This window comes from Nocardia jejuensis NBRC 103114, from assembly GCF_001613145.1.
In the GTDB taxonomy this organism is placed as follows: domain Bacteria; phylum Actinomycetota; class Actinomycetes; order Mycobacteriales; family Mycobacteriaceae; genus Nocardia; species Nocardia jejuensis.
The window spans coordinates 23284-35778 of sequence record NZ_BDBU01000023.1; the positions used below are offsets into that span (position 1 = coordinate 23284).

Sequence of the window (12495 nt, forward strand, 5' to 3'; positions counted from 1 at the left end):
CCCCGTTACCAAGCCGGAAGCCGCCGCCGTCCCGCGAGCACATCGCGCACGAGATCGTCATAGGCATCAGACAATTCAGCCAAATGGTGCCAAGCACCGTGCAGCATCTCATCATTCGCGTCAAGGGTCATCAACGCGTGATGCGCCCGCACCGAAGCCTCAGCCAGTCGATCGATGACCGATCCGACCGTTTCGGTATGCAAGGTCGCACCCAGCCGATGCTGGGGTACCGAGCGCACGATCCAGTCGTCGATCGCCATGACCAATTCGGTTCGGCGGCGCTTGTTTTCGATGATGGCGGCCGGTTCGACCTCCGGACCGATACCGCCACGCCCCACCAGCCGACGCTCATGCAGGACCGCGAGGTCATGGGCGAACCACAGCAGAGGTCCGCCGATGACCCGATGCCCACGGCACGCGCGCATGAGTAGGTCAGAGGTGGGTAATAGACCGGTTGCGAGGGGCTGGGACTCGAGCATCTCCGCATACTGTGCGGAGACGTCGGGCAGCGCCACGACGACCGTATTCGATGTCTCCGAACCTGCCACGTTGCCTCGCGTTCATCGACGAACAACCCCACGCATTCAGGACGTTCATTACAATAAACCTCCGAATGTCCTTGTCAAGCCTCACACGGCGGGTCGCGCGCCGGAGTAGACTTCTGAGCCTTGAAGCAACAACCGAGGAGCGAGATGGCGGACGGTCCGAGGTACCAACGGATCGCAGACCTCCTCCGCGAGGAGATCCGCGCCGGCAAGTGGAAACCGGGCGATCGACTACCCAGCCACAACGAGTTGGCGGACCAGATGCAGGTGTCTATCACCACCGCTCGCAACGCCATTCAGGTCCTGGTCGCCGAAAACATCGTCTACACAGCAACTTCGCGCGGAACCATCGTGCGCAGTCACGAGGTGCTGGAATCGGTTGTCACCAACCACATCCGGCCGGACCGCCCGCCGTCCTCGCACGACATCTTCGTCGAGATCGCCCGGGCGGCTGGCCGCGAGCCATCCAAGCAGTTCAGCGCAAGGATGGAACCGGCCAGTTCGGAAGTCGCGCACTGGCTGGGCGTGGACAAGGACTCGTGGGTCGTATCCCGCACCGTCATGCAGTATCTGGACAACGAACCGTGGTCGTGGGAGGTCAGCTTCTACCCGCGAGACCTCGCCGAGGCCACCGGAATCGATTGCCCGCACGACATTCCGGAGGGCACCACCCGCAGACTCGCCGATCGCGGTTTCGCGGAGACGGCCTACCGCGACACCGTCGTGGCCCGGCCCGCCACCGCGGAGGAGGCGGCCGTCCTCGGCGTGGCCACCGGCACCCTGCTGCTGGACCACTTGCGCATCGGGGCCACCCACGAACGCATCACCCGTGTGACTCGGCACCGTTCCACCGCGGCACGCAACCGGCTCGCCTACGAACTCGGCGACGATCCGGGCACCGATATCATTCGCAAGACTTTGGGCACGCCGCTACCACCGGCCAACTCTCATTCCTTCGAGAATTCCCTGCTACCTAGTTCGCCATGACCACGCGCATCCGCCAGGCCCGTCCAGCCGACCTCGGAACGATCTCCAGGCTCCGGCTGCAACGCACACATTGGCTGGCGGCGCGCGGCAGTGACCAGTGGACACGGGCCGGTAGAGGGCTCCCCATAGAGACTTTCATCCGATCCGTGTCCCGCTCGGTCCGCAACGACGAAACCTGGATCGCCGAGATCGACGGCATCTCCGTCGGCACCATCACCGTCAACGAACGCGCCGACGAGGGCCTCTGGTCCCCCGGCGAACTGGCCGACGCCGTCGTCATCCACTACATGATCGTCGACCTGCGTTTCGCCGGCCACAACATAGGCACCGCCCTGCTCTCCCACGCCGCCGACCTCGCCCGCGCCCGCCATCGCTCCTGGGTCCGCCTCGACGCCTGGACCACCAACCACGCCCTCCACGAGTACTACCGCCGAGCCGGTTTCACCCTCGCCCGCATAGCCGGCCCCGAAGCCACCGGCCCGTCCCGAGCCCTCTTCGAAAGGCCCACCGCCAGCTGGGTTCCCACCGCCGCCACCGCCGAGCCCCCGGGACTGAAACCGAAACTGCACGCTTGACATCCCACCGCTGGCCGCCCGAAGGCGCGCCTGTTGCGATCATGTCCCTGCGGGCTCGGCGATTTGGGCCAGCTCCGGCACTCGGCCACGGGTGACGGAGATGGCCCTGCCTGCCGGCAGACTCGACGCTCGCACGCCGGAGAGGATCGCGCCCTCCTCACGAGGACCGCTCATGATGAGGGCCGCCGGGGCGCTCCGTTCGAGCGCTTCGAGCAAGCCGGAGGTGAACGCTCGGCTGATGCCCCGCACGGGGCGGGTGAGTATCACGTGCAACCCGATGTCGCGAGCCCGGGGAAGCAGCTCGGTCAGCCGAGCCAGCGCGTCAGCCACATCCGGGGTCTCCACCAGGACGAAATCGTCTATGACCAGATAGATTTCGGGACCGGACCACCAGTCCCGCGCCCGAAGCCGCTCCGGTGTGACGTCCGGTCCGGGAAGCCGCCCGGCGAGATAGTTCACGAGATCGGTGATCATGGCGCACGTCGTCTGCCCGTGCGTCGAGTATCCGGCCATGTGCTCGCCGTCCACGACGCCGAGCAACGCACGGCGATGATCGATGATGATGATCTTGGCCTGAGAACCGGTCGAGTTCTCGATGATGCCGCGAATGACGGTGCGCAGCGTCGTCGTCTTCCCACATTCGCCATCACCGAGAATCAGCAAATGCGTGTCTACACCGAAATCCACCACCAGTGGCCATAGTTCGGGCTCGACAAGGCCGACAACCACACGGGTCGCCCCCTGCCGCACTCCCCGTTCGCGGGCTTGTTCGAGCACGACGTCCCGCGAGATCGTCGATGGCAGTGTTCGCGGCGCGGGAGCTGCGCGATCGTGGTATCGAGCCTTCAGCTGGGCTTTGGCCTCGAGAAAGTCCGTGTGCCAGGACAACTCGATCTGCGTGTCCATCAGGTCCCGCACCGACGGCCGGATGCTCGACGGCCTGACGGAGCTGAGCACGACGTGAATCCCGTACGAAAGCCCCAGTGCCACCAGCTCATCGACCCTGCGCGCGGACTGTTCGTGATCCCCGGTGAGCCCATCCCACCCGTCGATGACGAGAAAGACATCCCCGAACCGGTCCCGCAGGATCGGATCATCCGGCGTGATCCCGGCGAGTGCGGCGCGCTTGCGCGATCGGAACTCCACCATGGAACCGATTCTCAGCCGAGCGAACCGCTCCTCACGCTCGCGCAGCAGGGTGAGGAGTTCGCCGACACTGCGGCGAATCATTTCGTCATCGTGCGTGCAGGCCACCGATCCCACATGCGGCAGCCCCGCGACATCCCGCAGCAGGCCACCACCGAAATCGATGCAGTAGAACTGGATCTGCTCCGGCGTGTACCTGATCGCGGCCGACATGATCATCGTCCGCAGGGTGGTGGACTTGCCGCTGCGCGACCCGCCCACCACTGCCGCATGCCCCGGTGCGCCATCGATATCGATGATCAGCACGTCGTGTCTCACGCCTACTCCGGTGCGAGGTTGGCGATCTGGATCATTTCCTGACCGCGCGAGCGCGAGACCAGGATGCCTCGGCCCGGGGGCAGCTTGGAGGCGCGGACATCGCCCAGGATCTTGCCCTCGTCGCGAGGGCCGCTCATGAGCAGGGCATCGACGGACATGTTCTTCATGGCGCCGAGGACACCGTCGTAGAGGGCTCGGGTGACGCCACCCATGCGCCGGGTGACGATCACGTGCAGGCCGATGTCACGGGCCTGCGGGAGGTATTCGACCAAGGGAGCCAAGGGATTCTGGAGCCCGCCGGTCGCGACCATGTCGTAGTCGTCGATGACGACATAGATCTCCGGCCCGGTCCACCAGCTGCGCTCACGCAGCTGCTGGGGCGTGATGTCGGAGCCCGGAATGCGCTTGGAGAGGTAGTTGACGACCTCCATGATCATGCCGCCCGAGGTCTGCGATGACGTCGAATACCCGGCCAGCTGATCACCCTCCAGCGTTCCGAGCAGGCTGCGGCGGTAGTCGATCAGAATGACGCGAGCCTGATCGGCGGTGGAGTTGTCCGCGATGCCGCGAATGATGTTGCGCAGCAACGTGGTCTTGCCGCACTCCACGTCGGCGAACGCCATCAGGTGCGGGTCCGCGCCGAAATCCAGTACCAGCGGCTGCAGTTCGGTTTCGCCGAGACCGATGACCACCTTGGTGGCGCTCTGCACGATCCCGTGCTGACGCGCGATCTCCACCACCTGATCCCGGGGGATGTCCAGCGGCAGCATCCGGACCTGCGGCGCCCGCCGACCGGCGTACAGCGCTTCCATCTGGGTGCGCGCCGCGATGACGCCCTCGGGCAGCGTCTGCGGATCGGTCTCGGAGTCCAAGCGCGGCAACCCGATCAGCATGTGCAGCTGGTCCGAGGTGATACCGCGACCCGGCCGGTTCATCGGCACGTTCACCGCCACGCGGCGGCCCATCTCCGAGTCCGACGGGTCACCGAGTCGCAGTTCGATGCGCGTACCGAGCATGTCCTTCATGGCCGGGCGGATCTCGGCCCAGCGGTTCGCGCCGAGCACGACGTGGATGCCGTACGAAAGACCCTGTGCGGCAAGCGCGCCGACCATCGGCTCCAGTGTGTCGAACTCCTCGCGGATGATGATCCAGTTGTCGATGACGAGGAACACGTCGCCGAACTTGTCGTCCAGGATCGGATCATCGGTGGCGCCCTGCGCGAGCGCGGCGTGCTTGCGCCGCCGGAACTCCGCCATGGATTCGATGCCGAGCTGCGCGAACCGCTCCTCGCGCTGATGCAGCAGCGCGGTCAGTTCGGCGATGGTGCGCCGCACCCGGTCCACGTCCATCTTCGGGGCGACCGAACCGACATGCGGCAGACCCGAGAGGCCCGCCATGCTGCCGCCACCGAAATCGAGGATGTAGAACTGAACCTGCTCGGGCGTATGGGTGGCCGCGGCGGACATGATGATGGTGCGCAGTGCGGTGGACTTACCCGACTGCAGACCACCCACGACCGCCACATTGCCCTGTGCGCCCGCGAGATTGATGGTGAGCACGTCACGACGCTGCTCGTACGGCTTGTCGATGATGCCGATCGGCATCCAGAGCTGACCGTGCCGGTTGACCGGCGACCGCCAGTCCGGATCGGGCAGCAGCATGTCCACGGTCGGCGACTCTTCCAGCGGCGGCAGCCACACCTCGTGCGCGGGCCGGCCGTGTCCGGTCAGCCGCTTCACGACCACCTGCAGCAGACTGTCCGGAATACCCTCGTCCGCGGGCGGCGGCGGGGGCAGCAGATCCAGCGGATCGAGCGGGCTCTCCGGCTGCGCCAGCAACTCCACCATCCCGGCGGTGAACTCGCGCGGCGGCGCTTCGGCGATGGTCCGCCCGCCGACCTGCCGGGTGGCCCGGGGCGCGACATAGGCGCCCGAGACGTAGGTCGCGTTGAACCGCAACGGATCCGACGCATCGCTCTTGAGATAGCCGGAGCCCGGCACACCGGGCAGGTGATAGGCGTCGGTGATACCGAGAACAGCACGAGACTCGTTCGCGGAGAAGGTGCGCAGACCGATCCGATACGACAGATGCGCGTCCAGGCCGCGCATCTTGTTCTCTTCCAGACGCTGCGAGGCCAGCAGCAGATGCACGTGCAGCGACCGGCCCAATCGGCCGATCATGACGAACAGATCCGCGAAATCCGGCTTCTGCGAGAGCAATTCGGAGAATTCGTCGATGACCACGAACAGCGCCGGTAGCGGATCCAGCGGCACGCCCGCCGCGCGCGCCTTCTCGTAATCGGTCACGTTCGCGAAATTGCCCGCGGTACGCAGCAATTCCTGGCGGCGGTTCATCTCACCGGCGAGCGCGTCCCGCATACGGTCGACGAGATCGAGTTCCTCTTCGAGGTTGGTGATCACGGCCGCGACGTGCGGCAGCGGATCCAGACCCAGGAAGGTCGCACCACCCTTGAAGTCGACGAGCACCAGGTTCAGCTGATCCGGTGAGTGCGTGGCCACCATCGAAAGCACGAGGGTGCGAAGGAATTCCGACTTACCCGAACCGGTCGCGCCGATGCACAGGCCGTGCGGGCCCATACCGTTCTCGGCCGATTCCTTGATATCGATCTCGACGGGCGTGCCGTCGGGCGTGGTGCCGATCGGCACTCGCAGCCGCTCCCGGCCGAACCGGGGACGCCACACCTTGATCGCGTCGATCTGCGCGGCATCGGGAATCTTGAGCAGCGCCATCAGACCCGGATCGGTCGTGGTGGTGTTGTCGCCGAGACTCACGATCTGCGCGGCGGTGGCCAGACGGAACCGCGCGAGGCTTCGCGAGAACGCCTCCGCCTCGGCGAAGGCCACCTGATCAGCGGTGGCGAACTTCTCGGTTCCGGCGGCGCTCTTGGCGAACACATCTCCGCCGGAGGCGACCAACTGCAACCCACGACGGGCGGCCAGGCTGTTCTCCGCCGAACTGAGATCGATCACGGTGACCGCGTCGAGCCCGGATTCGCTGATGAGCCTTTCGGTTCCGCTCACATAGCCGTCGTCGATCACCACGACCAGATGCAGACGCCCCGCCGTCGGCTGCGGATTGCGCATGAACCGCCCACGCTCGAGCAGATCGTCGGCCAGTGCCGTCTCCAGCTCACCGAGCGAGCCGTACATCATGCGCGCCGCGCCCATACCGTCGCGTTGCGACGTATGTTGCAGGTGCGGAAGCCATTTCGCCCACGCCCACGCTTGCGAGTCAGGCTCAGCGCACACGATGGCGAGCGCGACGTGGTCGGGCCCGTGGAACGCGGTGAGCTCCATCAGCATGGAGCGCACCAGCATTCGCGAATCGTCCTCCGGCCCCTCCACGTTGATGGCGGGGAAGGCCCGCAGCGACACCGCCGTGGGCAGGTGGTGCACCACGGAGTGGGTGCGCACGAATCGCCGCAACGCCACGGTCGACACCGGCTCCAGGTCCTCGAGCGGACCCGTCTCCGGCCGTGCGAGTTTCGCGGCCAGCCGGTGCGTGCCGATGCCCACGCGCACATGCCCGAAGTCCGGATCGTTGGGCCGGCGCTCCCACATCCGCCGGGTGCCGACCACGGACGGCAGATCCGCCGGTTCCGGGTGACTCCACACCAGCGTTTCCAGCTGCTTCTGCGCGGTCCGGCGCACCTCGCGGCGAGTCTGATCGAGATACCGGAAGTAGTCCTTGCGTTCCTCATTCAGCTCGCCCGCGCTCTTGTTGCCGCTGCGCTGGCCCATGAGCATGCCGCCCATGGACATGAGCATCATCATCGGGAACATCATCATCATGGGGTTGGACAGGATCGACCGCCCCATCATGGCCATCATGGCGACCATGCCGATCATGGCGACGATCATCACCACCGGCATGAGCTTGCTCATGAGCGAGGACGCGACCGCCCGCGGGATTTCCGGTGGCGGGGTCAGCGCCATTTCACCGCCGGGTGCGCGCGGAGGCGCGATCCGGGGCCGTCGAACGAAACCTTCGGTAGCCATGGGGAATTCTCCGGTTCTTACGAATCGAGGTCGGGCAGCTCGTCGTCACGGCGCGCACGGCGGAACGGAATCGACACGGCGAGACCGATTCCCAGTGCGGCGAGACACACGATGGACCCGATGGCGGCGACGAGCCGGGGCAAACGGGCTGGGCCGACCGGCTTTTCGGGCGCGGGGAAGGCGACGCCGCGGTCCGCTCCGTCACTCACCGGTGTGGCCGGGAGCTCGGCGGTCAGGGCGGCGAGCGGATCGATCATTCCGTGACCGATGCGATCGTCCCGACCGGGGCCGGGTGCGTGCGCGGTGCGCGTGATCCGATCCATGACCTGCTGTGCGGTCATCTCCGGATACTTGGCGCGGACCAACGCGGCGAGCCCGGCCACATACGGTGCGGCGAAACTGGTGCCGTTGATGGTCTGCATGCCCTGGGAACCCAACTGCCGGTTCACAAGTCCGGTGCCACCGGGCTTGCTGTCCAGGGACACGGTCTCGCTGCCGACGGCCGCCACACCGACCCACGGCCCGTACAGGCTGAAGCTCGACGGACTGCCGGACTTGGGATCCACCGAGGCTACCGAGAGCACGTACTTGCTGAACCATGCCGGGCTCGCAACGGTTTTCACCTTGCTCCAGCCCGCGTCGTCGTTCTGGTCGCACCCGTTGCTCGTGTCCACGTTTCCGGCGGCGACCACCACGACGACATTGGCCTCGTAGGCGTAGCGCACCGCCGCGCCCAGAGCGCCGTCGACCGGATCGGACGATCCGGTGGAACAGGCGTCCTCGGAAATATTGATCACGGTCGCGCCCATGTCCACGGCTCGCACCACGGCGGCGGCGAGGGTGGTCATATTGCCGTAGCCGGACTTGCTCAGATTGCCCGACGCGTCGCCGCTGTTCTGATCCTTGGCCTTGTACGCCTCGCTGAACTGGCGAATGGACAGGATCTCCGCCTCCGGCGCGACTCCGACGAACGCGTCATCCGAGCTCGGGCGAGCCGCGATGATCCCCGCCACCAGCGTGCCGTGACCATCACAGTCGACCGTGCCGTCGGTGTCGGAGACGTAGTCACCACCGGTCTGCAGCAACGGCAATCGCGGATGCCGGTTCACACCGGTGTCGATGACCGCGACCTTCTGCCCCGCGCCCCTGCTGAACTGCCACGCCGCCGGTAGGTCCAGCACCCGCTGCCCGAGCGGTTCGTCGCGCGGAGCGGACCCGTTCAAGGACGGCTCGGCGCAGATCTGATGCTGTTCGGTCGTGACCAGCGGCGCGGGCTTGCCGCTGAGGGCTTTGGCCTCCCCCAGCGCCGACAGATCCGGTGCGGGCGGCGTCACCGCGGCCAGGGGCCGCGCCGACGCCGACCCCGGCGGCCCGAGCAGGGCGCCACCGAGAACGGCTGCGGCACAAAGAATTCGCGTCCAGCGAGAAGAACCGCGTCTCATATGTTCCGCGCCATCGAGTAGACATCCATGAGCCAGAGCACCAGCGGGACGATCGACACGATCAAGCCGTATTCGAAGATCTCGTTGAAGCGCCTGGTCACCGGGGTCACCTCGACGTGCGGACCGATGACCCCGAAACCGACAGCTCCCACCGCGAGGATGAGCAGCAATCCGGTCGAGACCAGCAGCATGTCTGAATCCCCCAGAGCAAGCAGAACGAACAGCGCCACCAAAGTGACTGCGCCGGAGGCGATCAGCACGCACGCCTGCGTGAGATCGGCGAAGGCGCGACCGCGCAGGCACAGGATGATCGCGACCACGATCGCGAGGGCCGTGCCCTGCCAGCGAGCCGCACCAAGCGCGTCCGCTGCCCCCAGCGCACCGAAGCTGGCCCCGATCGCGGCGCCGATCACCATGCCGGTCTGGAACTGATTGGCCACCCGGGCACGCAGCCCGAGCCCGTGTGCCGATGGCAGCACCGTCGCACCGATCGCGCCGATGCCCTCGATGGTCGGCCGCGGCTCGTGATCGGCCGGGTCGATGGCCGCACCCGCGGTCGGTACCGGCGGCACCGGCAGCCGGGCCAGCATGGCGGCCAGCCGCGGCACCATCGACAGCAGCACGATGGACGCCACCAGGATCCCGGCGGCGAGTTTCGGCACCGCGACATCCCAGATCATCCGCGAGGCAGCGGCGGCGGCCAGGAAGACCGCCAGCGTCACCACCGTCGACACGACGGCGGCACCGGCACCGATGATCCGATGCCCGACCACGGCGACAAGCAGCGCCGCCGTCGAGCCGAGCAGCACGTGCGGACTGCCGAGCTCGCCCGGCACCGCGAGTCCCGCGCCCCCGAAGGTGAGCAGCAGGAAAATCAGCGTGAGTATCGTGCCGGTGATCTCATCGGCGTATCTGCGAGCGGCGATCATGGCCGCGACCAGCGCCGCGACCGCGCCGCCGAGCAGCATCACCGGCGCGACGAACGCGTCTCCGTCACTTCGGGACAGCGCGGCCAGGACCATGGCGAACACCACGGCCCCGACGGCGGCCACGAGCCCGGTCCAGCGCGCGGCTCCGGCGGACCAGCCGCGGAACTCCTCACCGGTGAGCCGCGACACCGCGTCGATGACGTCGTCGAAGAGCGCGGGCGCTTCCTTCGCCGCGACCGAGCGCAGCACGAGAAGCTCACCGTCGAAGATCTCGGCGTCGTTGAGCGTTTGGCTGGGCGCGATCATGTCGCGGCCCAATTTGGCCAGAGTCCAATGCTGTGGCTGGAGTGGTGTTCCCCCGTCCTCACTCCCCAGCGGATCCGGATTGCGAGAATCGATGAGTCTCACAAGATCGTCTATGAATGCTGCGATAGGCGTGTTTGCCGGCAGCCCGACGTCGAGCTGGGTATTCCCCCCGATGACGGACACGCGGCACAATTCGGGTTCAGCGGCTCCGAGGCCGCCGATCGACTGTGCGGTCACTTGCTGAACTGCTCCCAACCTTCATCAACAGTTGCCGCCCCCGGGCGGTTAACCATAATGTATCCGACTGTCCCCGTCGGTGCGATCCGCCCGGCGCGGGTGGGGATTGTGAACGAAAGCCTAACCAGGTTCAACGAATTCGGGGTTCGCCAAGGATGATCGACACTCGCCAGGCACAACGCGCCTTCGATGCGGGGGTGCTGTCACTGGGGTTGAGCATCGACGGACAAGAGTCGAATCGCGACCTCGAATACGCGAAATTGGCGTTTCAGCGCGCCACCGAGTGGGATCCCACCATGTGCGACGCGTGGCTCGGCCGCGCAGTTGCCGGTGAGGTGACCAAGGACGTTCTCTACAACCTCTACAAGACCGCCACGACCTCCCTGTACCGCGAACAACGCCGTCTCGGCTTGCAGCCGCGCGTGTTTGCTGGACGTTTCCTGCCGGGCCTGTACATCGATTACCCGCTCGCCAGTTTCACCGAGATCCACCTGGCCTACGCGGCCCACCTGATCGCCGACAAGCAGTACGACGAAGCCGAGCGCGTGCTCGACGAACTGGACCAGCACCGGCGCGGCAAGACGGACGAACCGGATTTCAAGGTCGACAGCCGCGTCATCGCGTACGTGCGCGGAATCCTGCACTACAACACGCAGCGCTGGCCCGATGTGATGACAGTGTTGTCCGGTTCGGCCGAGTGGGAAGATCCCTATCTGGCCGCCGGCGCACATGTGATGGTGGGCACAGCCTGCGCGCAGCTGGGGCTGTTCGCGGAAGCCATCCGGCGCATGGAAGCGGCCGAGGCGGGACCGATTCCGGCGGCCCGCACCGCGGCCATGTTCTGCCGCGGTCTGTGCCTGCGCGAGAGCGGCCAGGCCGACGAAGCGCAGTCGCTGTTCGAGCAGGTCTACTCCCAGGCGCCGAACTTCGATGCCAACACCGCCGCCATGCGCGATCGGACCTACCGCATCACCATCACCTCCAAGGAGGTGATCGAGGCCCGCACCGACAAGTGGGATCCGTCCACCGCCGCGTCGCTCGAGGAGCAGCGCCAGGCCGAGAACGAGGACCGCGCCAGGCAGGTGCTGGCCGAGGCGCGCGCCGAACTCGACAAGCAGATCGGCCTGACCGCGGTCAAGACGCAGGTCGCCAAGCTGCAGTCGAGCGCGCAGATGGCGAAGATCCGTGCGGAGAAGGGACTTTCGAGTTCTTCGCGCGGTCAGCACCTCGCGTTCACAGGTCCGCCCGGAACAGGCAAGACCACCATCGCGCGCGTGGTCGCCAAGATCTATTGCGGCCTGGGCATTCTCAAGACCGACAAGGTCGTCGAGACCAAGCGCTCGGACTTCGTCGGCCAGCATCTGGGCTCCACCGCGATCAAGACCGAGAAGCTGATCGATACCGCGATGGACGGCGTGCTGTTCATCGACGAGGCGTACACGCTGATCCAGCAGGGACTTTCGGGCGGTGACGCCTTCGGTAAGGAGGCCGTCGACACGCTGCTGGCCCGCATGGAGAACGACCGCGACCGCCTGGTCGTGATCATCGCCGGATACGACGGTGAGATCGACCGCTTCCTGGCCTCCAACGACGGCCTGGCCTCGCGCTTCGCCAAGCGTCTCCAATTCCCGTCCTACACGGCCCCGGAACTCGGCGAAATCGGCAAGGTCATTGCCGTGAAGCGGGATTCGGAGCTGTCGGACGGCGCGCTGGAGCAGCTGGTGCAGACCTGCCAGAAGCTGTACGAGCTGGAGAGCACCGATCAGAGCGGGCAGCCCCGCAAGGGCGTCGACGTGGCCGGCAACGGTCGTTTCATCCGCAACCTGATCGAGGCCGCCGAGGAGGAGCGCGAATTCCGGCTCGCCAACGATGAATCCATCGATCTGAGCGCCATCGACGAATCGGCGCTCATGCGCATCGAAGCGCCGGATATGAAGGCCGCGCTGACGACCATGCTCACCTCGCTGGGCTTGGCGTCCGCCGCCGACTGA

General features: G+C 66.5%; 8 protein-coding genes. 3 read left to right on the forward strand and 5 right to left on the reverse strand.

Annotated features, from left to right (window positions below; translation table 11 throughout):
* Positions 1-5 precede the first annotated feature (5 nt).
* Positions 6-515 (reverse strand): DUF4254 domain-containing protein, encoded by a 510-nt coding sequence (locus NJ1_RS18200; protein WP_067695589.1) that lies wholly within the window; start codon positions 513-515, stop codon positions 6-8.
* Positions 516-692: 177 nt separating this feature from the next.
* Between NJ1_RS18200 and NJ1_RS18205 the strand changes: the two genes are divergently transcribed.
* Together NJ1_RS18205 and NJ1_RS18210 are read left to right on the forward strand one after the other, a co-directional pair.
* Positions 693-1532: a GntR family transcriptional regulator gene (locus tag NJ1_RS18205; protein WP_067695593.1), complete on the forward strand. Its 840-nt coding sequence runs from the start codon at positions 693-695 to the stop codon at positions 1530-1532.
* 146 nt (positions 1533-1678) lie between these two features.
* On the forward strand, positions 1679-2107 hold the full coding sequence (locus NJ1_RS18210) for a GNAT family N-acetyltransferase (protein WP_245717447.1): 429 nt from the start codon (positions 1679-1681) through the stop codon (positions 2105-2107).
* Between the two features lie 39 nt (positions 2108-2146).
* Here the strand turns inward: NJ1_RS18210 and NJ1_RS18215 are convergent, their stop codons facing one another.
* The 4 genes from NJ1_RS18215 to eccD are packed head-to-tail and all read right to left on the reverse strand — an operon-like array spanning position 2147 to position 10504.
* Positions 2147-3571 (reverse strand): FtsK/SpoIIIE domain-containing protein, encoded by a 1425-nt coding sequence (locus NJ1_RS18215; RefSeq protein WP_067695598.1) that lies wholly within the window; start codon positions 3569-3571, stop codon positions 2147-2149.
* A gap of 2 nt (positions 3572-3573) precedes the next feature.
* The gene (gene eccCa / locus NJ1_RS18220) at positions 3574-7590 is read right to left on the reverse strand and encodes a type VII secretion protein EccCa (RefSeq protein ID WP_067695601.1); all 4017 of its coding nucleotides are present in this window, start codon (positions 7588-7590) and stop codon (positions 3574-3576) included.
* 17 nt (positions 7591-7607) lie between these two features.
* Positions 7608-9032: a type VII secretion-associated serine protease mycosin gene (mycP, locus tag NJ1_RS18225; protein ID WP_067695604.1), complete on the reverse strand. Its 1425-nt coding sequence runs from the start codon at positions 9030-9032 to the stop codon at positions 7608-7610.
* Entirely contained in the window at positions 9029-10504 is a 1476-nt protein-coding gene (gene eccD, locus NJ1_RS18230; RefSeq protein WP_067695607.1) for a type VII secretion integral membrane protein EccD, read from the reverse strand. The genes mycP and eccD overlap by 4 nt, the downstream gene beginning before the upstream one ends.
* A gap of 155 nt (positions 10505-10659) precedes the next feature.
* Here eccD and eccA point away from each other — a divergent pair, with 155 nt between their 5' ends.
* A complete protein-coding gene (gene eccA / locus NJ1_RS18235) occupies positions 10660-12495 on the forward strand; it encodes a type VII secretion AAA-ATPase EccA (RefSeq protein WP_067695611.1) in 1836 nt (611 codons plus the stop codon).

Excerpts from the sequence above, each read along its gene's own strand:
- NJ1_RS18205 (WP_067695593.1), top strand. The coding sequence starts at position 693 with ATGGCGGACGGTCCGAGGTACCAACGGATCGCAGACCTCCTCCGCGAG.
- eccCa (WP_067695601.1), bottom strand. The coding sequence starts at position 7,590 with ATGGCTACCGAAGGTTTCGTTCGACGGCCCCGGATCGCGCCTCCGCGC.
- mycP (WP_067695604.1), bottom strand. The coding sequence starts at position 9,032 with ATGAGACGCGGTTCTTCTCGCTGGACGCGAATTCTTTGTGCCGCAGCC.
- eccA (WP_067695611.1), top strand. The coding sequence starts at position 10,660 with ATGATCGACACTCGCCAGGCACAACGCGCCTTCGATGCGGGGGTGCTG.